Source organism: Nocardia brasiliensis NBRC 14402 (genome assembly GCF_000308475.2).
Taxonomy (GTDB): Bacteria; Actinomycetota; Actinomycetes; order Mycobacteriales; family Mycobacteriaceae; genus Nocardia; species Nocardia brasiliensis.
Genome location: NZ_BAFT02000079.1, coordinates 55284 through 76802, shown reverse-complemented (window position 1 = coordinate 76802; position 21519 = coordinate 55284). Strand labels below are relative to the sequence as shown.

Genomic DNA, 21519 nt, shown 5'->3' with positions numbered 1-21519 from the left:
GGATGCGCTGCCACTGATCAGTTTTCGAGAAGCATTGCCCGGTGCCCGCTTCATAGCATGGGAAGCAACGCAGCACCGATCAGGAGGAGCATCCGATGAGCACCACTACCGCCCAGGTCACCGACACCAAGTCCTACGCGGGTTTCACCGCCGAGGAACGCGACGCGATGAAGCAGCGTGCCAAGGAGCTGAAGTCGGCTGCCCGGCGCACCTCTCGCGGGGCCAAGGCGGACGGCGAAGCCGAAGTGCTGGCCAAGATCGCGGAGATGTCGGACGCGGACCGGGCGACCGCCGAACGAGTGCACGCGCTCGTCAAGGCCAACGCGCCGGCGCTCACGCCGCGGCTCTGGTACGGCATGCCCGCGTACGCCGCGGACGGCAAGATCGTCTGCCACTTCCAGCCTGCGGCGAAGTTCAAGACCCGCTACTCGACCTTCGCGTTCAGCGATCCGGCGCACCTCGACGAGGGCGCCATGTGGGCGAGTTCCTTCGCGATCACCGAGCTGACCGCCGAGGACGAGGCGATTCTCGGCGCGCTCGTGCGCAAGGCCGTCAGCTGAGCGCGCGGTCGATCAGTCGGCGCGCAGTTCTTCGATCCGCTGCCGCAGCTGGTCGAGCAACTTGTCGGGATCGTCGAAATCCGCCGGATCGATCGGGGCGCCGAAATGGATGGTCACCTGCTGGCGGCGGTCGAAGGCCGGGCCGTCGCCGCGCGTGCGCCGCATCGGCAGCACCCGGTCGGTGCCGGTGGTGCCGACCGGGATGAGCGGAACCCCGGTCGCCAGCGCAAGTTTCGCCACACCCGGCTTGTAGGGCTCGTGCTCGCCGGACGCGACCAGCCGCCCTTCCGGATAGATGAGCAGCACACCACCGTGCCGGAGAATCTGCTCGGCCTGCGACAGCGCGGCCTGCCCGGATTCGCTGTCGCGCCGTAGCACCGGAATATGACCCAGCCGGCGCACCAGCCAGCCCACCACCGGCCACGACCACAGCTCCGCCATGGCGATCGCGATCGCCCGGCGGCGCAGCGCACCCCATAGGAACACCGCGTCCAGCATCGAAATGTGATTGCTCGCCACGATCACCGGACCGGACTTCGGTATCGACTCGCGGCCGAGCACCGTGACGCGCACGAACCGCGACCAGGCCAAGCCGCGCAACACCCGGCGCACCAGCTTCGTGGTCACCCACGCACGTTTGCCCAGCCCCTTCGGCCGACGTCGTGCACCGTCCATCTGTTCCCCCGCGCTCCTCGTCGGCCTCGTCCCAGCCTACCGAGGGCCACCGACAGCCCGGCCCATCGATAATCGTTTGCCTGCCTTGCGATGATGGCTGGCGTGCGTTTGTCCTATACCGATTTCGGTGGTGCCGGGATGCCGCTGCTGGCGCTGCACGGCAGCTTCGGGCGCGGAACCGTGTTCACCCGCCTCGCCGCGGACCTGTCCGGGCGCGCCAGGGTGATCGCGCCCGACCTTCGCGGCCACGGCCACAGCGACCGAGCCGACAGCTACACCTGCGCGGACTTCGTGGCCGATGTGGCGGAATTGCTCCAGCGGCTGGCCCCGGGTCCGATTGCGGTGCTGGGTCATTCACGCGGTGGTATCACGGCGTATCAGCTGGCCGCACGCCATCCCGAATTGGTGTCGCGCTTGATCGTCGAGGACGTGGGTCCGGTGATGCGGCGACCGGAGGTCGAGAATCCCGTCCTTGACGTGCGCGGCTGGCCTGCGGTCGCGGCATCGGAATCGGAACTGGCCGAGGCGCTTCGCGCGCGTGGCATTTCCGATCCCGGCTACTTCATGCAGAGCGCGGCAGCTTCCGATGACGGCCGCTGGCGCTGGCTTTTCGACTGGACCGACATGATGGCCGTACAAGAGGGCGGTGTCGGTGACTGGTGGGCCGACTGGCTCGGTTCGACATGTCCGGCGCTGGTCCTGCGCGGTGAGCACAGTCCGATGCTGTCCGCGGAACTCGCCGCGGCGATGGTCGCCCGGCGTCCCGGCGTTCGCCTGGTCGAGTTCGGCGGTGCCGGGCATTGGGTGCACGACGACGCGCCCGCTGCCATGGCCGAGACCGTCGCGTCGTTCCTCGACGAGCCGGGCCCTGCAGCCCACTGAGGTCGAAAAGACGACGCCCCCGGCGGTAGCCGGGGGCGACTTCGGTGTTCAGTTATCGAATCGCGTTCAGCCCTTGATCAATTCGGGGGCCGAGGGATCGGTTTCGTCGACCGTCGACTCCGCCACATGGTCGGCGGCGCGGCTGGGCAGCAGCACGGCCATGACGATCACCAGCACCGACACCACAGCGGAGACGAGGAACGCCAGGCGCATTCCGTCGAGGTGCGCGGTGGCGATTTCGACACCGTCCTCCACCAGCTGGCTGCTGCGCGCCGACATGATCGTCACCACGAGCGCGGTGCCGAAGGCCGCGGCCACCTGCTGCAGGGTGCCCAGCATCGAACTGCCGTGCGAGTACAGGTTGTGCGGCAGCGCGCCGAGACCGAGGGTGAAGACCGGCGTGAAGGTCGCAGCCAGCGCCACCATCAACAGCACGTGCAGGGCGATCAGCTGCCAGTACGGCATCGACATCGAGATCTGGGTGAAACCGGCCAGCGCGACGGTGATCGCGATCGAACCCGGGATCACCAGCCAGCGTCCGCCGAACCGGTCGAACAGCCGGCCGACCGTCGGTCCGAGCAGACCCATCGCCAGACCGCCCGGCATCACCAGCAGGCCGGTCGCCAGCGGGCTCAGACCACGCAGGTTCTGCAGGTACAGCGGCAGCAGGATCATCGAGCCGAGCATTGCCATGAACGCGACCGACATCAGCACCAGCGCCTTGGTGTAGGTGCCGGCCAGCAGCACCCGCAGATCGAGCAGCGGGGTGCCGTTGCGCTGCAGCCGCAGCTGCCGGAACACGAAGGTGGCGATGAGTGCCGCGCCGACGGCCACGATCAGTGCCGGCTCGCCGAGGTTGTCCGCCTCGAACTTGCTGAGCCCGTACACCAGGCCGCCGAAACCGAGCGCGGCGAACACGACGCTGGCCCAGTCGATGGCGCCGGCTTCCGGTTCCCCGACGTTCTCCAGCTGGCGCAGACCGAGCCAGGTGACGACACCGGTGATCGGCAGCACCAGCACGAAAAGCCAACGCCACGAACCGACTTGGAGCACGAGCCCGGAGATCACCGGACCCATCGCGGGCGCCACCGAGATGGCGAGGGTGACGTTGCCCATCACCCGGCCGCGGTCCTGCTCGGGCACCACGGTCATCAGCGTGGTCATCAGCAGCGGCATCATCACCGCGGTGCCGCCGGCCTGGATGATCCGGCCGATCAGCAGCACCGCGAACGACGGCGCCACGGCCGAGAGCGCCGTGCCCGCGAGGAACACGCTCATCGCGACGGCATAGGCCTGCCTGGTGGTGACCCGCTGCAGGAACCAGCCGGTGGTCGGGATGACGGCCGCCATCGTGAGCATGAACGCGGTGGACACCCACTGCGCGGCGCGCTCGGTGACCTGCAGGTCGGCCATCAGACGCGGGATCGCGTTGATCATGATGGTCTCGTTGAGGATCACCACGAAGGTCGCGAGCACCAGCACCCGGATGACCAGCGGCGTCCGTCCTTTCGAGACGGAAACGGATGGGGCGGCGGGCATCGATACCTCCGGTGGGGCTTGGACAGTGACTGAAGACAGGTGGCGGAGGCTGTTCGAGCTTCGGTGCCACAGTGATGGAGACGGAACCGGTAGCTCGAACTAATCGGCCGCACGTGAGTATTCCGGTCGGCACCGACACAAATCACCCGAATTTCTGGCGGGGCGAGCCATCGCATAACGCAAACGCGCAGTTCAGAGTGGTCTCCGAGCGTCAGTCAAGATCGAATCGTGACCCTGGTCACCCTGCCGTGCCCGCACGGCGGCACCGTTTGCTCCGCGGTGCGACCTCAATCCGCATTCTCGCCCAGCGCCCGGACGAACAGGGCGATCTGGTCGGCGTAGTGGGCGATGAATTCACCTCTAGCGACCGAGATCGGCAACGTCCAGGGCCTCGATCATCATGGTCGCCAGAACGTTTGCGGCGGTGGGGGGTTCGCGGTCTCGGGGGGTGGCGAGGTGCATGCGCCAGGTCAGGTCGGGTTCGGCTAGGGGTAGGGAGCGGATCTGCGGGTCGGCGCCTTCGTAGGCTGCGGGGACGATGGCGATGCCGAGTCCTTGGCGCACATAGTCGACTACGACGCGGCCGTCGCCCAGTTCGATGGCGACGTTGCGGGTGCGGTCGGCCGCCGCGAAGGCCCGGTCGACCACGGCCCGGCTGCCGAAACCCTGGGGCAGGTCGACGAAGTTCTCGCCGTCGAGTTCCGTCAGCGCGACGCTGCGCCGGGCGGCGAGCGGATGGGCGGCCGGGACGAGCAGGCGCATCGGGAAGGACTTCAGCTCGGTCAGTCGCAGCTTCCGCCTGAAGGGACCGGGATCGGAAAGGATCGCGAGATCCAGCTCCCCCGCGACCACGGCGGCGGCGAGGTCGTGCGAGCCGCCGGCGCGATGACTCAACCGCAGCCGCACCTCGGGATGCTTCGCATGCATTCGGCCGAGCACCGCGGGCAGGTCGAACCACGGCACCGAGGACATCAACCCCAGCCGGACCTCCCCGCCGACGACGCCGCGGACCCCGTCCACCGCGTCCACCGCCTCCCGAACGCCGCCGATGATCGCCCGCGCCCGCGGCAGCAGTACCTCGCCGGCTTCGGTCAGCGCCACCTCGCGGGACGTGCGCCGCAGGATCTCGGTGCGCAGTTCTCGTTCCAGCGTTTTGATGGCCGCGGACACCGCGGATTGCACGACGTGCAGCCGCGCCGCCGCCTTGGTGAAACTGCGCTCCTCAGCGACCGCGACGAAGTATTCGAGATACCTGAGCTCCATCCGTCAACTATCACATTTGGTGATAGCTAAGAGAAGAATCAATCGTTGGACGTGAACGTTCACGCGCTCGACCATGGATTCCGGCGGCCGGACCCGGCCTCGACACCACGGAAGAGAGTGCACGCGATGACGACCACGTCTATCGATACCCGCGGGAAGCCCCGCACCGAACAGCCCGACTCGCGGCGGCACGACACCGGCTTCTGGTTGGTCACCGTGGCGTTCTGCGCGGCCGTCGCGCTGGCGATGGTGCCGACACCGCTGTACCCGCTCTACGCGCAACAGCTCGGCCTCTCGCCGCTGACGATCACCGTCGTCTTCGCTGTCTACGGCACCGGCGTGATCGTCAGCCTGTGCACCGTCGGGCACGTGTCGGACTGGATCGGCAGGCGGCAGGTGCTGACCCTGGCGATGTCCGCGGAGGTGCTGGCCGCGCTCATTTTCATCCTGCCGCCCCAGCTACCGCTGCTGATCGCCGGACGACTGATCACCGGCCTCGGAGTCGGCGCGATCACCGCGACCGCGACCGCCTACCTGCACGAATTGCACGTGCTGGCCCGGCCCCGCGACAGCGCGAGACGCTTCGAAATCGCCTCCCCCGCAGCCAATATCGGCGGACTCGGGGTCGGCGCGCTGGTGTCGGGCGCGCTCGCCCAGTGGGCGCCGTGGCCGCTGCGGACCACGTATGTGGTGTTCGTCGTGCTCCTGGTGCTGCTCATCGCGGCGCTGATCCGGTTCGTCCCCGAGACCGTGTCCGTGCCGCGCTCGCTGCGACCGGCGTACCGCCCGCAGCGCGTGTCCGTCGTCGGATCCCGGCTGGGCTGGACCGTCGCGGTGCTCAGCATCTTCGGGGCGTTCGCCGCGTTCAGCCTGTTCGCTTCGCTGACCCCGGCTTTTCTGGCCGGGACGCTCGGCCAGCCGTCGCGCCTGCTGGCGGGCGGTGTGGTGTTCCTGGTGTTCGGCAGCGCGCCCGTCGCTCAGCACGCGGCCATGGCGTTGACGGTGTCGGCCCGCCTGCTGTCCGGCCTGCTCGGTGCCCTCGCCGGGCTGGCGCTGCTGGTGGCGGCCATGCTGCTGGGCAATCTGCCGTTGTTCCTGGTGGCCGGCGTGGTGACCGGTGCGGGCGCGGGCGTCCTGATCCAGTCCGCCGTCGCCCGCACCGTGCGCACGGCCGCCCCGGCGAACCGGGGTGCCGCGGTGGCCGGGCTGTTCCTGATCGGCAACGCCGGTCTGGTCTTTCCCGCGATCGGCATGGGCATCGCCACCCAATTCGTCGACACCCGCGTCGCGATGGCCGGTTTCGCGGGCGTGCTCGTCGCACTGCTGTGCGGTGTCGTGGTCGGCGCCCGCAGGATGCGCGGTATCGAGGGCCACTGAGCCGCGGGTCGGCGGCGCGAAGATCGGGGATTCGCGCCGCCGGCACGCGGTGAGCGAGGTCATGTGCCAGCCCGGATGCGAAGGTCGCCGGAAGGTGACTACGTTCGCGTGCATGGAATCAGACACGCTCCAGGGAGGCGACAGCACCGAGACGCGGGTCGATCACCTCGGTCGGCGGCGTCTGTTCCGGCGGGGACGACGGGTGCCGGTGGTGAGCCAGGCGGTCGGCCTGTTGGTCGCCGATCGGCAGGCCATCGCCGACACCATCGTCGCGGCGCCCGCGCCGTTGCAGCCGATCGATCTGACCGACGACGCGCGCGTCGCCGAGGTGCTCGACCTCGCCGTGCGCGTCGGTGAGGTGGTCATGGCCTCCGGCACCGGCGTCATCGATACCACCACCCAGGTCCAATTCATCGCGGCCACCTATGGTCTGGCGCGCTGCCATGTCGATGTCACCTACGACGCGATCAGGATCTCCGCCGACCGCGGGCCCCGGCTGCCGCCGGCGAGCACGATGCGGATCGTGCACTACCGCTCGCTCGACTTCACCCGGCTCGCGGCGGTGGACCGGCTTACCCGGCGCATCCGTAACGAGGTGGTCGACCCCGAGGAGGCGCGCGCCGCGCTGGACGCGATCACCTCGGCGCCGCACCCGTACCACCGCTGGATGGCCACCTTCGGCTGGTCGCTGCTCGCGGCCGCCATCGCCGCGCTGCTCGGCGGCGGGATTGTTGTCGCCGCAGTAAGTTTCGGCACCACGCTGGCGATCGACCGGGTGAACCGGGTGCTGAACCGCTACGGTCTGCCGTTCTTCTTCCAGCACATGGTGGGCGGCGCGATCGCGGCGACCCCGGCCATCGTGCTGGCCACGCTGGCCGAACCGCTCGGCATCGAGGTCGATCCGTCACTGATCATCGCGGCCGGAATCACCGTGCTGCTCAGTGGATTACAACTGGTCGGCGCGGTGCAGGACGGGATAACGGGCGCGCCGATCACCTCGACGGCGCGCATGCTCGAGGTGCTGATGATGACCGGCGGCATCATCGCAGGCATCGCGCTGGCGTTGCGGATCGGCGACACCATCGGCGCGACGGTGCCGCAGATCCAGCTGACGCCGGGGCCGGATCTCACCGATCTGCCGATCAAGATCATCGCCGGTGCCGTCGCGGCCCTCGCGTTCGCGCTCGCCTGCTACGCGGAGAAACGCGCGCTCGCCGCCGCGGCGGGCAGCGGTGCGGCGGGCACGATCTGCTTCCTGCTCGTGCAGCAAGCCGGGTTCGGCCCGGTGCTCGCCTCCGGTGCCGCCGCGACGGTGATCGGCATGGCCGGTGGTCTGATGGCCCGCCGGGCGCTCACGCCCCCGCTGGTCGTCGCCGTCGCGGGGATCACGCCGCTGCTGCCCGGCCTCAAGCTGTATCGCGGGCTCAATGCCGTGCTCAACGATCAACTCGCGACCGGCGCCAACCAATTGCTCGCGGCCTTCGGCATCGGCTGCGCCCTGGCCGCGGGCGTCACGCTCGGCGAGTGGTTCGACCGCACCGTGCGGCGGCCGCGCATCCTGCGACGCTTCGGCGCGCTGCGCCGCCCGACCGTGCGACGCATCCGACCCGGCGGACGGTGGCGCAGGCCCGCGCCCACTCAGTGAGGCAAGCACCTGCATCTCGAGAAAAATACCGGTATGGTCGTACCAAGTTAGGGTAGCCATACCTGGTTCGCCAGGGTGCCGAAGTGAGGTGGTCCCGCCATGTCGGAAGCGACACCGTTCTCGACGCAGATCCGTAGCGCCACGGCGCGCCAGCATGCGGACGCAGAGAACTCCCGATTCCTCAGCGACATGCTCGGCGGCGCGCTCGGCGTCGACTCGTATCACCGCTACACCGGCCAACTCTGGTTCGTCTACCGCGCGCTCGAGGCGCGGTGGGACGCGCTCGCCGACGATCCGATCGCCGGCCCGTTCATCCGCCCGGAGCTCGCCCGCACCGCCGAACTCGAACGCGATCTGGCGCACCTGATCGGCCCGCGCTGGCGCGACGCACTGACGCCGCTCCCCGCGACCGCCGCCTACGCCGCACGAATCGATGACTGTGCCCGGGACTGGCCCGCGGGCTATATCGCGCACCACTACACGCGGTACCTCGGCGACCTCTCCGGCGGACAGGTCATCCGCGGTACCGCCGAGAAGCTGTGGAATCTGCCGCATCGCGGCGACGGCGTCCGGTTCTACGTGTTCGACGGCGTCGGCAATCCGGCGGCGTTCAAACGCGAATATCGCGGTCTGCTGGATCAATTGCCGCTCGACGACCTGGAACGCCGCCGGGTGCTCGACGAAGGGCAGCGGGCGTTCGCCATGAACGCCGCGCTCTTCCAGGAACTCGCCGCGGAATTCCCCGCCGCACAGTAGCCGCTCAGTACGCGCCCGCGCCGCGGGTGACCGCGCCGATCGTGCGCGCGATGAGCAGCAGGTCGAGCACCATCGACCAGTTCTCGACGTAGGAAAGATCCAGTCGCACAGAGTCTTCGAGCGAGAGATCGGATCGTCCGCTGACCTGCCACAGCCCGGTCACCCCGGGTTTGACGAGCAGCCTGCGCCGCATCTCGCCGTCGTAACTGTCGACCTCGCGCTGCACCTGCGGACGCGGCCCGACCACGCTCATCTCCCCGCGCAGCACGTTGAAGAACTGCGGTAGCTCGTCCAGGCTGAACTTGCGCAGCACTTTGCCGAGGGGGGTGATCCGCGGATCGTCCTTCATCTTGAAGAACACCGGGTTGCCGCCGTTGCGTGCGATGAGCGCGTCCACGGCGGTATCCGCTTCGACATACATGCTGCGGAACTTGATCATCTGGAAAGGCTTGCCGCCCCGTCCGATCCGCTCCGAGAGGTAGAACACCGGGCCCGGGCTGGTCAGCTTCACCGCGAGCGCGATCCCCAGCATCGTCGGCGCGATCGCGAGCAACACCGCGGCCGCGAACAGCACATCGAAAACCGCCTTTCCGGTCGACTTCGCGCGATCGTATTGCGGTTTCGCGATGTGCAGCATCGGCACGCCCGCCACGAACCGGTTGGTCAGCCGAGTACCGGCGATATCTACCACGCCGGGCGCGACGATCAGCTCGACCCCGAGCGGGTCGAGTTCCCATGCCATCCGGCGTAATTCGATCGGACCCAGATGGTCGGTCGCGGTGACCGCGACGGTGTCGGCGCCGCTGCGCCGGACCGCGTCGAGCACCGTGCGGTCGTCGCCCACGACCGAGAACAGATGGTCCGACGGCCCGCGCAGGTACTCGGTGATGCCGTTGAGCCCGTCCGGAATACACACACCGACCACCCGGTACCCCGATGCCGGGTCGGCGGCGAAGGCATTGGCCATCGCCTGGGCCGCCTCCGCACATCCGACCACGAGCACCGAGGTGCGGTATTCCCCGCGCCCGCGCAACTGACGCGCGTGGACCCGCCACAGCAACCGGCTCAGCATCAGCCCGAACAGACCGAGCGGTAGCGCAATCGCCAAATAGCCTCGGGCGAACTCGATCTGGAAGACCAGCGACAAGATCGCCAGCACCCCGAACAACCGCAGCGTGGCCGCCACCAACCGGCGATATTCCTCGCTGCCGCTGCCGACCACCTGCGGCGACCGGGTGTTCCCGACAGCCAGGAAACCGGCCCAGGTGAGCGCGAGCGCGCCGGAGACCACCGTGTAGCCGATCTCGTACGGCAGATGCCAGGCCAGCGGCGGCGCGGCAGGCCCACCGAAACGGATGATCTGAGCCAACGCCATCGCCGCCACGATCACGCCGAAATCCGTTGCGCCCAAGCGCCGTATGTATTCAGCCTGCCAGCGTTCCCGATCGGAACGCGGCCGGCCGTGCGGCGATCGACGGATCTCCAGATCGTCGTCGTCGGCGAGCTCGAAGCTCATGAACACGCACCTCCCCGTGGGAGAAAAAGAAGAAGCCCCCCGATCCGCGCTGACCGGTCCCCGCTGCACGATCCGACCGCCCCGGGTGTCCCCTCATTCGGCTGTCAGATGCAGATTGTTACAGAACACAATCCGTTTCACATGTCGAATCAACAGGGCGGCAAAGTGTTCCACGGAGTAGCCAACAAAGGGGCGGTCGGTATTTCGCCCAGGTTTGTTTACGTCCGCTCGTAACCATGGGCGCAGGTCACGAACCCTCGCTACCCACAGGCGAATTCGTCCCACCACGGTGAATCCACCAAACCCGTGGATAGCCGCCCGGAAGCTACCGCCGAAAACCGGTGGAAAAGTACCGGAAATTACTTCGAGCCCAGTCGATTTCACCAACGCCACGCGGGACTTTCGTTGTAACGTCTCACTGGATCGGGTCGACGTCAGGGGTGCGCCGACAATGTGCCGGTTATTCGACTCTTGGCAAAGGTGGGCTTCGTGCTATGTCGTCTGTGTGACTCCGAGCGATTGACGAGCGTGCTCGATCTCGGAGCGACACCACCGTGTGAAAAGTTCCTCGCCGCAGCCGAACTCGATCTACCGGAATCAACCTACCCGCTACACCTTCGGTTGTGTACGGACTGCATGTTATTGCAGATTCCCGCGTTGATCACGCCCGAGGACACCTTCACCGAGTACGCCTACTTCTCCTCCTTCTCCGACAGCTGGGTGCGCCACGCCCGGACCTTCGTCGGCGAGGCGATCGACCGGCTCGAACTGGGCGCCGACTCGTTCGTGGTCGAGGTGGCCAGCAACGACGGTTACCTGCTGCGGCATCTGGTCGCGGCCGGGGTGCCCTGCCTCGGCATCGAACCGTCGGTGAACGTCGGCGACGCCGCGCGCGCGGCCGGTGTGCCCACCGAAACCGCCTTCCTGGACCAGCAATCCGCGGCCCGGGTGCGCGCCGAACACGGGCCGGCCGATCTGGTGGTCGCCAACAATGTCTACGCCCACGTGCCCGATCTGCGCGGCTTCACCAGCTCGCTGCGCACCTTGCTGGCCGACGACGGATGGCTGTCCATCGAGGTGCATCACGCGCTGAACCTGTTGCGGCTCGGGCAGTTCGACACCATCTACCACGAGCATTTCCAGTACTACACGCTGCATTCGGCGCAGCGCGCGCTGGCGACCGCGGGCCTGGCGGTGGTCGACGTGGAACTGCTGGCCTCCCACGGTGGTTCGCTGCGGGTGTGGGCCCGGCCGGTCACCGTGGCCGCCGCGCCGAGCCGCCGGGTGGGCGAGGTCCTGCGCCTGGAACGGCATGCGGACCTGGATCGGGTCGAGGGCTATCGCCAACTCCGGCCGCGCACCGAGGCGGTCCGGCACGACCTGCTGCGGTTCCTGCTCGACCAGCGGGCCGCGGGCAAGCGGGTGGTCGGCTACGGCGCACCGGGCAAGGGCAACACCCTGCTCAACTACTGCGGCATCCGGTCCGACCTGCTCGAGTACACCGTGGACCGAAACCCGTACAAACACGGGCGATTCACCCCGGGCACCCGGATCCCGATCCACCCGCCGGAGCGGATCGAGCTGGATCATCCCGATGTCGTGCTCGTGCTGCCGTGGAACCTCGAGGCCGAGATCACCGAGCAGCTGCGCCATATCGCTTCGTGGGGCGGTGAATTGGTGTACCCGCTACCCGCGCTGCACCGCGCCGACCTCACCGGTCACAACGACGTGCACCACACACTGAATTCCGAAATGACAGGGAGGGGAGCACGATGAAGGTTGTGCTGTTCTGCGGTGGCTACGGCATGCGGATGCGCGACGGCACCGACGACATGATTCCCAAACCGATGCAACTGGTCGGTCCGCGACCGTTGCTCTGGCACGTGATGCGCTATTACGCGCATTACGGCCACACCGAATTCATCCTGTGCCTCGGCTACGGCGCCCAGCACATCAAGAATTTTTTCCTCACCTACCAGGAGTCGGTGTCCAACGATTTCGTCATCCGGGACGGCCGGGTCGAAATGCTGAGCTCCGATATCAGCGACTGGCAGATCACCTTCGTCGACACCGGGCTGGAATCGGCGATCGGTGAGCGGTTGCGCCGGGTGCGCGAGTATCTCGGCGACGACGAGTGCTTCCTGGCCAACTACGCCGACGTGCTCACCGACGCACCACTGGACGAGATGGTCGCGAAGTTCACCGCCTCCGGTGCGGCCGCGTCGATGATGGTGGTGCCGCCGCAGTCCTCGTTCCACTGCGTCGACATGAAACCCACCGGTGAGGTCAAGGAGATCATGCCGGTGTCGCGAATGCCGTTGTGGGAGAACGGGGGTTACTTCGTGCTCAGCCAGGAGATCTTCGATCTGCTGCCGCCCGGCGGCGATCTGGTCGCCGACGCCTGCGCGACGCTGGCCGGGCAGGGTCGTCTCTTCGGCTATCAGCACCTCGGCTTCTGGAAGCCCGCCGACACCTTCAAGGAGCGCGCTGAGCTCGATCAGGGCTACCGGTCCGGGTCCCGGCCGTGGATGGTCTGGGAGCGGGTGTGATCCGACTCAGTGTCGGTGTAGTGCGCGAGATCGCCGTACTCGGCGCACACTGCGACGACATCGCCATCGGGCTGGGCGCGACGCTGCTGACGCTGGCGCGCGCCCATCCCGGCTTGCGGGTGCGGGCCTTGGTGCTCTCCGGCGGCGGCACCGAACGGGCCGCCGAGGAGCAACGCGCGCTGGCGGCGTTCTGTCCGGGCGCGCAGGTGCGGCTCACCGTGCTGGACGTGCCGGACGGTCGCGCACCGGCGCACTGGGACCGAATCAAGAACGAACTCAACAGTTTTCGGGCCGAGTGCACCCCTGATCTGGTCTTCGCGCCGCACCGCGGCGACGCGCACCAGGATCATCGGCTGCTGGCCGAACTGGTGCCGACCGAGTTCCGCGACCAGTTGGTGCTCGGCTACGAGATCCTCAAGTGGGAGAGCGACACTCCCGCCCCCGTCGTCTTCCATCGGCTCAGCGCCGAACTGGCCGAGGAGAAGGCGATGCTGCTGCTGAAACACTATCCGTCCCAAGCACATCGGGACTGGTTCGACCAACAGGCGTTCACCGGCCTCACCCGGCTGCGCGGCGTGCAGTGCCGGGCCGGACATGCCGAGGCGTTCCTGCTCGACAAGGCCGTCATCGATTTCGGAGGTTCGTAGCCATGCGGGTGTTGCTCACCGGACACCAGGGATATCTCGGCACGGTCATGGTGCCGGTACTGCGCGCCAACGGGCACGAGGTGATCGGGCTCGACGCGGGCTTCTTCGCCGACTGCGTGCTCGGCGAGCTGCCCGGCGATCCGCCCGGCCTCGCGGTGGACCTGCGCGACGTGACCGTCGAGCAGCTGCGCGGGTTCGACGCGGTGATCCATCTGGCCGCGCTGTCGAACGATCCGCTCGGCGCGCTCGCACCCGAGATCACCTACGCCGTCAACCATCACGCCTCGGTCCGGCTGGCCCGGCTCGCCAAGGAAGCGGGGGTGCGCCGGTTCCTCTACGCCTCCACCTGCTCGGTTTACGGTGCGGCAGGCGCGGATCTGGTCACCGAGGACGCACCGCTGCGTCCGATCACGCCGTACGCGCAGAGCAAAGTACGGGTCGAGGACGATGTGGCGGCACTGGCCGATTCCGGCTTCGCGCCGGTATTCCTGCGCAATGCCACGGCATTCGGCTTCTCCCCGCGGTTACGCGCCGACATCGTGCTGAACAACCTCGTCGGCTACGCCACGCTCACCGGCGAGGTGAAGGTGCTCTCCGACGGGACGCCGTGGCGGCCGCTGGTGCATGCTCGCGATATCGCGTGGGCCTTCGCCAACTGCCTCACCGCACCCGTGGACGCAATCCACTGCCGCGCGTTCAATATCGGCACCGAGGCCAACAACCTCACCGTCGCCGATATCGCCGAGGCGGTCGTCGAGGCGGTGCCCGGCTCGCGGTTGAACATCACCGGCGAGAGCGGCGCCGACCCGCGCTCCTACCGCGTGGATTTCTCGGCGGCCCGCTCCGCGCTCGGTTTCCGCGCGCTCTGGACCGTGCAGGCGGGCGCGGACGAGTTGTTCCAGGAATACACCGCCCGCGGGCTCACCTACGACGATTTCTTCCAGAAGTTCACCCGGCTGCCGCACCTGCAGCGGCTGCACCGGACCGGGGTGCTCGACGCGACGATGCGCCGGATACCCACCGGAACCGCCCATGCCCCCGCAAGCTAGCCAGGACACCCCGGCACAGCGTTGCGCACCCGTGCGCGCGGCGCGCGAGCACTGCTGCCGCGCCTGCCGCGGCAGCGCGCTCAGCACCGTGCTCGACCTCGGTACCGTGCCCGCGGCCGACTTCTTCCCGCCCGCGCACGCGCCGGTCGGCCTGGCGGAGTCGGCGCATCCACTGCGGATGGAGCTGTGCGCCCACTGTGGCCTGGCACAGCTCGCCGAGGACGACACCCGGACCGAGGAGCCGCGCGGCATCGAACCAGCGGCCTTGCGCGCACAGGCGGCCGATGCCGTCGGCAAGGTCGCGGCGGCCGGGCTGCTGCGCGGAAAGACGGTGCGCGAGTTCGGCAGTCCGCACGGGGGCACCTGGCTGCCCTTGCTCACCGAGCGTGGCTTCTCCCCCACCGAGGCGGCGGCCGAGGTGGTGCTCGACTGTTTCGGCATCATGCACGAGCCCGACCAGCGCGCGGCCTTCGCCGCGCGCGCCGCCGCGACCGCGCCGGACGGTGTGCTGCTCGTCCAATTCCACGCGCTGGCCACCATCGTCGCCGGCTCCCAGTGGAACGCGTTGCGGCACGGCCACTTCGCCTACTATTCGCTGACCGCGCTGCAACGGCTGCTACGCGGCGCCGGGATGAGCCTGGTCACCGCGTGGCGGTTCGACCTCTACGGCGGGACGGTGCTCGCCGCCGCCCGGCACGGAAATCACGAGCCGGACCGCGTCGTACGGGAAATCCTCACGCGGGAACGAGATTTCATCGCGCCCGCCGCGATCCGCGGGCTGCAATGTGCTGCCGACGCGCACGCCGACGCGCTGCGCCGCTGGCTCGAACGCCATGCCGCGCAAGGTGATCGGGTCTACGCCTACGGCGCGGCGTCCCGGGCGGTCGCCGTGTTCAGCCTCGCCGGTGTGCATCGCGGGTTGATCGCGGGCGTGGCCGACGCCGCCGCGGCCAAACAGGGCAGGCGGATGCCGGGCACCGACGTGCCGATCATCTCGCCCGACGAACTCGTCGCCGCCCGTCCGGATCTCGTGCTGCTGACGTTGCCCGATCTACTACCCGAGGTCCGGGCCCGCTATCCGGAACTAGACGGCTGCTGGATCGTCGACGACCCGGCCGAGCCCACCGCGGAAGGCGGCTGACATGCCTCGGATTCGCTGTCCACCAATGGTTTTGCCACCGGTTTCCGCCACGCGCTTGATCTGACATGATTCGAATACCGAGCACCTGACCGCCCAGCTGACGGACGAGTTTCGTTGCTCCCGCGTGCCGGGGAGCGGGCCGCCGAGCGAACACCCACGCCCGGCCGGGTGCGTGCAGAAGGGGATGAACCAGATGAGGGACTTCACGCAGCAGCGCGGCCGAGACCTGCGCATGCTCGCGATCACCACCGCCGTCGCTACCGGCCTGATCTTCGGCGCGGGCGCCGCGGGCGCGGTCGTCGACAGCACCAACCAGATCGTCGATCAGAAGGATCGGTCGATCGAGGCGATCCAGTCCGATACCCGGATCGACTTCGTGCCGCCGTTGGACGGAAACCCGTTGACGCGCGAGTGGTTCCACAACGGCGAGGCGTCGTTCAAGGTCGCGGGCCCGCACGCGCAGGACTGGAACGGGCACATCACCATCGGCTACCAGGTCGGCTATCCCGCGACGCTGAGCGGCCGACTGAAATTCGGCTACTCGACGCCCGGACTCGGCGTCGACCTCGGCGGCGGTGACGGTGGCATCCTCAAGCTCGACGGGCTGATCCCCCGCGCGGGCGTGGAGATCGAGGTCGGTTTCGGCCCCGGCATCAAGACCGTGGAGTGCGCCGGCGGCGATATCTCCGGCACCTCCGGCTTCATCCGGATGTCCGGGTTCCACGGCACCGTGACGGGCGTGATCGGGCCGACCACCATTCGCCCGTTCGTGCGGGTGGTCAGCGCCAGTGGTGACACCGTGATCACCTATGGGCGGATCTGGACCCTCTGAGGTGCGGCCGGTGTGGCGCCCCGGGGCGAGCGCCACACCGCCGGCGGTCAGACCAGCAGGTCCGGGCGATTGCGGACCGTGGCCACCGTACGAACCCGCAAGCGGTACAACGCCGCTCGGGCCAGCCGGGTGTCACCCGCGAGCACGTCGCCGCGGCTCACCAGGTTCGGGTAGTCGCCCGCGATACGGTGGTGGAACCGGTACATGTCGGTCAGCTTGCTCACCGTCGAGGTGCGGCTGCACAGGTTGAACGACGAATTGCGCCAGGCGGCAAGTATTTCGGTCATCCCGAAGAACACGCCGAACGACGACACCCGCGCGAACAGGTCCACGTCCATCGGGAACACCAGATCCCCGCGCAGACCGCCGACCAGATCGAAATGCTTGCGGTAGAACATCGCCGCCGCGGTCGGCCCGAAATCGGCGGGTCCGCGCCGCACGATGGCGCGCGCCAGGGCCCGCGCCGTCTGCCTGCCGAGCAGGTCCGGCAAGCCGAGTTCGGTCTCGAGCAGCGCGCCGTCCTCGTCGATCACCTCGAATCGGCTCGAAGAGATCGTGATACCCGGGTCATCGGCCATCACCGCGAGCTGTGCGGCCAGCGCGCCGGGACGCAGTACGTCGTCGGCGCAGACCACCTTGACCAGGTCGCCACGAGACGCGCGGATCACCTTGTTCCAGTTGTCCCCGATCGGCAGCACGGCATCGTTGCGTAGCACCCGGATCCGCGGGTCCTCGAACGAGCGCGCGATCGCGCCGGTGTCGTCGGTGCTGGCGTTGTCCAGCACCACGAGCTCGAACTCCGCGTCCTGGTCGAGCACCGAACGCAGCGTCGTGGCGAGCGTGCGCGCGGAATTGTACGCCGGAACACATACCGACAGGCCGGCCATGAGTCATCCCCCTAGCTGATGGCCCGGACGTACCGGGCCGCTGTCCACTAGCCGGAATACCCGCTCGAGCCCGGCTCTGCTGGCGTCGATCTGTTCTATCGCTTTGCGCTGCAGGGGCTCCCGCACCAGGGGCGCGTCGTGCCAGGACTGCTGCACGGCCTCGGTCAGTTGCGTCTGCAGCGCGGGATCGTTCAGGTGCACGATCCGCAGCCCGATGCCGAACATCTGCGCCAGGCCGTGGAACTTGTCGTCGTAGTACTCCGAGGCGGTGATGCCGACCGCCGGGATGCCTTGCGACAGTGCGAAGACCGCAAGATGGTAGGCGCTCGTGACGAGCACCCGGCAACCCGCGACCTGACGCGCGACGTCCTGGGGCGTGCCGCCGCGGCCGACGGCGGGCCGCGCGAGCTGCGCCCCCGCCATCAGCGGCAGCGTGGAAAGCCGGTCCTCGGAGGCGTATTCGGAGATGATCAGCGGGACCACCCCGGCCCGATGATGCGCCGCGCAGGTGCGCACCACCCGGCCGAGCGTCTGCTGCGCGGCCACGCCGACCGGCGAGTAGTCCGCGACCCGCAGGCACAGGCCGATATCCGCGCCGATCCGGGCCTGGCGCAACCGGTAGGCGAACTCGACCGCGTCGTCACCGGTGACGAGCACCCGCTCGGGCGCGACACCCATGCGCGACAACAACTCCGGGCCTCTGCGCCGCTCGCGCAAGGCCACGAAGTCCACGCCGGGTAACACCTCGCCGGCCCGGCGTAGCAGCTCCGGGTCGCGTAGCGGACCGAGGCCCTGACCGACGAGCGCGGTCGGAATGCCGCGGCCGCGGGCGTATTCCAGCAGATTCAGCGTGCGGTGCGCCTGATAGCGGTCCACGTCGGTCATGTAGCCGCCGCCGAGCGCCAGCACCAGCGACGCCTGTTCGACCGCGGCGGGTATTTCGACGGGGAAGGCACTGTCGGCCGGCACCGTGACGTGTTCGGTGATGCCGGGGCCCGCGGTCCGGCGCTTCGCCGCGGAGCGCAGCGCGCGCAACCGGTCCTTGGGTCCGTCGGTGGCGGCCCGCCAGTGCAGCGCCGCCGGACCACCCAGTTTCGTTGCGGCCCTGTGGGATAACCGCGCCACCCACCCGTCACCGCGCCACGACCAGTCCGGGCCGCAGAGCGGCTCCGCCGTCGGTAACAGCGCGCGCAGGATGCCGGGTTGGTGGGTGAGCACCCCGATCCGGGCGCGCGGCCATCGGGCCCGCAGTCGTTCGACCGTCACCGCCATCATCGCGATATCGCCGCGGTTGCGCAGCCAGTATTCGCCGTTCTCGACCAGCACCCGAATATTGCCCTCGGCAAGTTCGGCGCGCTCGGCCGCGGAACCTTCGGTCCCCACTGTGCATATCCTCCCGCCAGCCCCCTGCCGGGTCGGCCCGTGCCGAGCACGAACTCGTTGTGAAATCTACCCCACGCTATGCATCGCGGCTACCGTACCGGGAGTTACCGGAAAACCGCGCGCTACTCAATCGCTTGTGCGGGAACGTCCTTCGGGCCGACCGGACTGTTTGGTTATCCGCCCCGCGTAGAGCGCCGCCAGCGACGCCGCGGCGAATGCCGTGCAATAGTCGACGAGTTCGTCCATCGGCACGTCCAGCCGCCCGCCCTCCTTCTCGACCAGCACGCGTTCGAGCATGCCGACCACCGAGAGCGCGTAGATATCCACCAGCTCGGCCGGCGGCTCGGTCTCCGGCCGCGCCGCGGTGGCGGTCCGGGCCACCAGCCGGGCGAAGCGCCACAGCGCCTCGCGCATCCGCTGTTCGGCCCCGGCCCCGGCGGGCTCGACGAACACGATCCGCATCTTGCGCGCGTCCTCGGCCAGCGCGGTGAGGTACGTGCCGATGCCCGCGCGCAGTTTGCGGGTGCCGGTGGCGGGAGCCGCGTCCACGGCCACGGACACCGCCGCGAACAGTTCGTCGATCACCTGGTCGAACACCGCCGCGAACAACTCCGCGGTGCCGCCGAAGGATTCGTAGAAGTATCGGTCGGTGAGCCCGGCGGTGCGGCACAGGTCCTTCACGCCGGTGGCCGGGTAGCCCCGGGTTCCGAACAGCTCCAGGCCTGCTGCCAGCAGTTTGCCGCGACGTGCAGCCACCCGATCGGCCGCGCCGACCCCACCGTACGGCCGCACCGGGCGGCGCTGTTTCGGCGTCCCGGTCATCGCTCGCTCCGCCTCGTCATCTACGCATTGTCTCCCATCGCGCCCGACCATCTGCTAAAGATGACTATCACAATAGTCAGTTTTGCGAACGGGGTCGGCCAGTGACACCTCACCAACGGAACAGCGCGATCAGCAGGCGTTCGGTCTTACGTGGCGCGGCGGGTCTGGCCGGTGCGGCCGGCTTGGCGGCGAGCGCGGGCACCGCGGCAGCACGGGAGCCACGCCGGCGAAACGGACCCGGGCGCAACACGGTCGCGGTGCTCGGCGCCGGCATCGGCGGACTCACCGCGGCACATGAATTGGCCGAGCGGGGTTTCGAGGTGACCGTCTTCGACCGCAAAGAACTCGGCGGGAAATCCCGCACCATTCCCCTGCCCGGCACCGGGATCGGCGGCCGGGCCCCGCTGCCGGGTGAGCACGGAGCGCGCGGGTTCACCTCGTTCTATCACAACGTGCACGACACGATGCGCCGCATTCCGCTGCCCGGCACCCGGAACTCCGTCTACGACAACCTGATTCCGTTCTCGGTCAACGATCCCCGCTATCCCCGGGCGGGCAATCTCCCCGACGGCTTCCCGCTGATGTTCGGCTTCTACTTCGACCCGCGCCAAGCGCTCACCCCGGAAGGGTTGCAGCGCATCTTGATCGAGGTGTTCATGAAGAACAACCTCATCCCGCTGCCCGAGGCGATCCACATGGCCGGGCGGGTCATCACCTATCTCACCTCCAGCGAGGAGCGGCGCTTCGCGCAGTGGGAACACCTCAGCTGGTGGGACTATGTCGGCGCAGCGCAGCGATCCGCGCAGTTCCAGGCCCTCGCCGCAACGGGTTTGACCCGAGCGCTGGTGGCGGCGAAAGAGTATGTCGCGAGCACCCGGACCATGGGCAACATGATGGAGAGCTTTTTCATCGCCCTGCTGCAGGAACTCGCCGGCGGCCCCAAGGTCTATCAGGTGCTCAACGGCCCGACCAACGAGGCCTGGCTGGATCCGTGGATCACGCTGCTGAGCGAGCTGGGCGTGCGGTTCCTGCCCGGGCACGCCCTGGACGGCTTCGAGGTCGCGGGCGGCGAGATCGGCGGCGCGCGGATCCGCAGACCGGACGGCTCGACCACGCTGCACCGAGCCGACTGGTATGTCTGTGCCGTGCCGACGGATCGGGCGCAGCGCCTGTGGTCGCCCGAGATGCGCAGTCTCGAACCGAGTTTGGCGCGCATGGACGAGCTGACCGTCGATTGGATGACCGGCATGCAGATGTTCGTCAGCGAGAAGCTGGAACTCGGCGCGGGCTACAACATCTATCTCGACGCCCCGTGGCGACTGACCTCGTACACGCAGCGCGCGTTCTGGAACGTGGACTACGCCGCGAAATACGGCGACGGCCGGGTCGTCGACGGTCTCACCATCGATATCGCCGACTGGGACACCCCGGGCATCCTGTACGGCAAGACCGCCAAACACTGCACCCGCGAAGAGATCTACCAGGAGACCTGGGCTCAGCTCACCGCCGCGCTCAACGACGACGGGCGCGTGCAGCTGCAGGACGGCATCGTGCGCGACTGGCTGCTCGATCCCGGTATCAGCTGGCAGGACGGGCAGAACCACAACGACGAACCGTTGCTGGTCAACACCGTCGGCTCCTGGGCCGCCCGGCCCACCGCGCACACCAGGATCCCCAATCTGTTCTTGGCCGCCGACTATGTGCAGACCAACTTCGATCTGGCCACCATGGAGGGCGCCAACGAGGCGGCACGCACCGCGGTGAACGCCTTGCTCGACGCGGCAGGCTCCCCCGCCGCCCGCGCCCAGTTGTTCACCCGCGCCGCGATACCCGCGTTCGAACCACTGCGCCAGATGGACGCCGCGCGCCTGCGCGCCGGGCAACCGAACCTCTTCGATCTGGGTTGACGAATTGTTGCTCGCCGACTGGCCGACCAGAAGGCCCCCGGTCCCCTAGACTGCTGCGGGAGAGGCGAGTTCACCGACAGCGACTCGTC

At 68.5% G+C, this 21519-nt stretch carries 19 protein-coding genes; 12 read left to right on the top strand and 7 right to left on the bottom strand.

From position 1 onward, the window contains the following. Positions 1-95: 95 nt before the first annotated feature. Positions 96-560 (top strand): iron chaperone, encoded by a 465-nt coding sequence (locus TY25_RS28570; protein WP_042261144.1) that lies wholly within the window; start codon positions 96-98, stop codon positions 558-560. Between the two features lie 12 nt (positions 561-572). Here the strand turns inward: TY25_RS28570 and TY25_RS28565 are convergent, their stop codons facing one another. Continuing rightward, complete coding sequence (locus tag TY25_RS28565; RefSeq protein ID WP_226887371.1) at positions 573-1187, bottom strand: lysophospholipid acyltransferase family protein; 615 nt, start codon at positions 1185-1187, stop codon at positions 573-575. Positions 1188-1337: 150 nt separating this feature from the next. Between TY25_RS28565 and TY25_RS28560 the strand changes: the two genes are divergently transcribed. Continuing rightward, the gene (locus tag TY25_RS28560) at positions 1338-2117 is read left to right on the top strand and encodes an alpha/beta fold hydrolase (protein WP_201773720.1); all 780 of its coding nucleotides are present in this window, start codon (positions 1338-1340) and stop codon (positions 2115-2117) included. Positions 2118-2183: 66 nt separating this feature from the next. Here TY25_RS28560 and TY25_RS28555 read toward each other — a convergent pair whose 3' ends face one another. Beyond that, positions 2184-3656 carry an MDR family MFS transporter gene (locus TY25_RS28555; RefSeq protein ID WP_042261140.1) on the bottom strand — a complete coding sequence of 491 codons (1473 nt, stop codon included), beginning with the start codon at positions 3654-3656 and terminating at the stop codon, positions 2184-2186. Between the two features lie 360 nt (positions 3657-4016). Then, positions 4017-4919: a LysR family transcriptional regulator gene (locus TY25_RS28550; RefSeq protein ID WP_042261139.1), complete on the bottom strand. Its 903-nt coding sequence runs from the start codon at positions 4917-4919 to the stop codon at positions 4017-4019. Positions 4920-5045: 126 nt separating this feature from the next. On the opposite strand from TY25_RS28550, the gene TY25_RS28545 reads away from it, so the two are divergent. The 3 genes from TY25_RS28545 (at position 5046) to TY25_RS28535 (ending at position 8697) form a co-directional block, all read left to right on the top strand. Further along, positions 5046-6296, top strand: a complete 1251-nt coding sequence (locus TY25_RS28545) for an MFS transporter (RefSeq protein WP_042261136.1) — start codon at positions 5046-5048, stop codon at positions 6294-6296. Between the two features lie 112 nt (positions 6297-6408). Further along, a complete protein-coding gene (locus TY25_RS28540; protein WP_201773719.1) occupies positions 6409-7941 on the top strand; it encodes a threonine/serine exporter family protein in 1533 nt (510 codons plus the stop codon). Positions 7942-8040: 99 nt separating this feature from the next. Then, positions 8041-8697 carry a biliverdin-producing heme oxygenase gene (locus TY25_RS28535; RefSeq protein WP_042261134.1) on the top strand — a complete coding sequence of 219 codons (657 nt, stop codon included), beginning with the start codon at positions 8041-8043 and terminating at the stop codon, positions 8695-8697. Positions 8698-8701: 4 nt separating this feature from the next. Here TY25_RS28535 and TY25_RS28530 read toward each other — a convergent pair whose 3' ends face one another. Then, positions 8702-10213 (bottom strand): sugar transferase, encoded by a 1512-nt coding sequence (locus tag TY25_RS28530; protein ID WP_042261278.1) that lies wholly within the window; start codon positions 10211-10213, stop codon positions 8702-8704. Between the two features lie 489 nt (positions 10214-10702). On the opposite strand from TY25_RS28530, the gene TY25_RS28525 reads away from it, so the two are divergent. The 6 genes from TY25_RS28525 to TY25_RS28500 all read left to right on the top strand — a co-directional run bounded on the left by TY25_RS28525 (position 10703) and on the right by TY25_RS28500 (position 16431). Continuing rightward, positions 10703-11989, top strand: a complete 1287-nt coding sequence (locus tag TY25_RS28525; RefSeq protein ID WP_042261277.1) for a class I SAM-dependent methyltransferase — start codon at positions 10703-10705, stop codon at positions 11987-11989. Continuing rightward, the gene (locus TY25_RS28520) at positions 11986-12762 is read left to right on the top strand and encodes a sugar phosphate nucleotidyltransferase (protein WP_042261132.1); all 777 of its coding nucleotides are present in this window, start codon (positions 11986-11988) and stop codon (positions 12760-12762) included. The genes TY25_RS28525 and TY25_RS28520 overlap by 4 nt, the downstream gene beginning before the upstream one ends. After that, positions 12759-13409, top strand: coding sequence for a PIG-L deacetylase family protein (locus TY25_RS28515; protein WP_042261130.1), 651 nt, complete (start codon positions 12759-12761; stop codon positions 13407-13409). Before TY25_RS28520 ends, TY25_RS28515 begins: the two co-directional genes overlap by 4 nt. A 2-nt stretch (positions 13410-13411) precedes the next feature. Further along, on the top strand, positions 13412-14458 hold the full coding sequence (locus TY25_RS28510) for an NAD-dependent epimerase/dehydratase family protein (RefSeq protein WP_042261128.1): 1047 nt from the start codon (positions 13412-13414) through the stop codon (positions 14456-14458). Then, positions 14442-15599: a methyltransferase C-terminal domain-containing protein gene (locus TY25_RS28505; protein ID WP_226887372.1), complete on the top strand. Its 1158-nt coding sequence runs from the start codon at positions 14442-14444 to the stop codon at positions 15597-15599. Before TY25_RS28510 ends, TY25_RS28505 begins: the two co-directional genes overlap by 17 nt. Before the next feature lie 193 nt (positions 15600-15792). Next, complete coding sequence (locus TY25_RS28500) at positions 15793-16431, top strand: MspA family porin (protein WP_226887373.1); 639 nt, start codon at positions 15793-15795, stop codon at positions 16429-16431. Positions 16432-16478: 47 nt separating this feature from the next. Here TY25_RS28500 and TY25_RS28495 read toward each other — a convergent pair whose 3' ends face one another. The 3 genes from TY25_RS28495 to TY25_RS28485 all read right to left on the bottom strand — a co-directional run bounded on the left by TY25_RS28495 (position 16479) and on the right by TY25_RS28485 (position 19523). Continuing rightward, complete coding sequence (locus TY25_RS28495) at positions 16479-17318, bottom strand: glycosyltransferase family 2 protein (RefSeq protein WP_042261120.1); 840 nt, start codon at positions 17316-17318, stop codon at positions 16479-16481. 3 nt (positions 17319-17321) lie between these two features. Next, positions 17322-18701, bottom strand: coding sequence for a polysaccharide pyruvyl transferase family protein (locus tag TY25_RS28490; RefSeq protein ID WP_042261119.1), 1380 nt, complete (start codon positions 18699-18701; stop codon positions 17322-17324). 126 nt (positions 18702-18827) lie between these two features. Next, the gene (locus TY25_RS28485; RefSeq protein ID WP_042261117.1) at positions 18828-19523 is read right to left on the bottom strand and encodes a TetR/AcrR family transcriptional regulator; all 696 of its coding nucleotides are present in this window, start codon (positions 19521-19523) and stop codon (positions 18828-18830) included. Between the two features lie 101 nt (positions 19524-19624). On the opposite strand from TY25_RS28485, the gene TY25_RS28480 reads away from it, so the two are divergent. Further along, complete coding sequence (locus tag TY25_RS28480) at positions 19625-21430, top strand: hydroxysqualene dehydroxylase (RefSeq protein WP_226887374.1); 1806 nt, start codon at positions 19625-19627, stop codon at positions 21428-21430. The last annotated feature ends 89 nt before the right edge of the window (positions 21431-21519 follow it).

Coding starts and splice junctions, on each gene's coding strand:
- TY25_RS28485 (WP_042261117.1), bottom strand. CDS start 19,523: ATGACCGGGACGCCGAAACAGCGCCGCCCGGTGCGGCCGTACGGTGGG.
- TY25_RS28520 (WP_042261132.1), top strand. CDS start 11,986: ATGAAGGTTGTGCTGTTCTGCGGTGGCTACGGCATGCGGATGCGCGAC.
- TY25_RS28530 (WP_042261278.1), bottom strand. CDS start 10,213: ATGAGCTTCGAGCTCGCCGACGACGACGATCTGGAGATCCGTCGATCG.
- TY25_RS28495 (WP_042261120.1), bottom strand. CDS start 17,318: ATGGCCGGCCTGTCGGTATGTGTTCCGGCGTACAATTCCGCGCGCACG.
- TY25_RS28535 (WP_042261134.1), top strand. CDS start 8,041: ATGTCGGAAGCGACACCGTTCTCGACGCAGATCCGTAGCGCCACGGCG.
- TY25_RS28540 (WP_201773719.1), top strand. CDS start 6,409: ATGGAATCAGACACGCTCCAGGGAGGCGACAGCACCGAGACGCGGGTC.
- TY25_RS28550 (WP_042261139.1), bottom strand. CDS start 4,919: ATGGAGCTCAGGTATCTCGAATACTTCGTCGCGGTCGCTGAGGAGCGC.
- TY25_RS28570 (WP_042261144.1), top strand. CDS start 96: ATGAGCACCACTACCGCCCAGGTCACCGACACCAAGTCCTACGCGGGT.
- TY25_RS28505 (WP_226887372.1), top strand. CDS start 14,442: ATGCCCCCGCAAGCTAGCCAGGACACCCCGGCACAGCGTTGCGCACCC.
- TY25_RS28510 (WP_042261128.1), top strand. CDS start 13,412: ATGCGGGTGTTGCTCACCGGACACCAGGGATATCTCGGCACGGTCATG.
- TY25_RS28555 (WP_042261140.1), bottom strand. CDS start 3,656: ATGCCCGCCGCCCCATCCGTTTCCGTCTCGAAAGGACGGACGCCGCTG.
- TY25_RS28545 (WP_042261136.1), top strand. CDS start 5,046: ATGACGACCACGTCTATCGATACCCGCGGGAAGCCCCGCACCGAACAG.
- TY25_RS28500 (WP_226887373.1), top strand. CDS start 15,793: ATGAGGGACTTCACGCAGCAGCGCGGCCGAGACCTGCGCATGCTCGCG.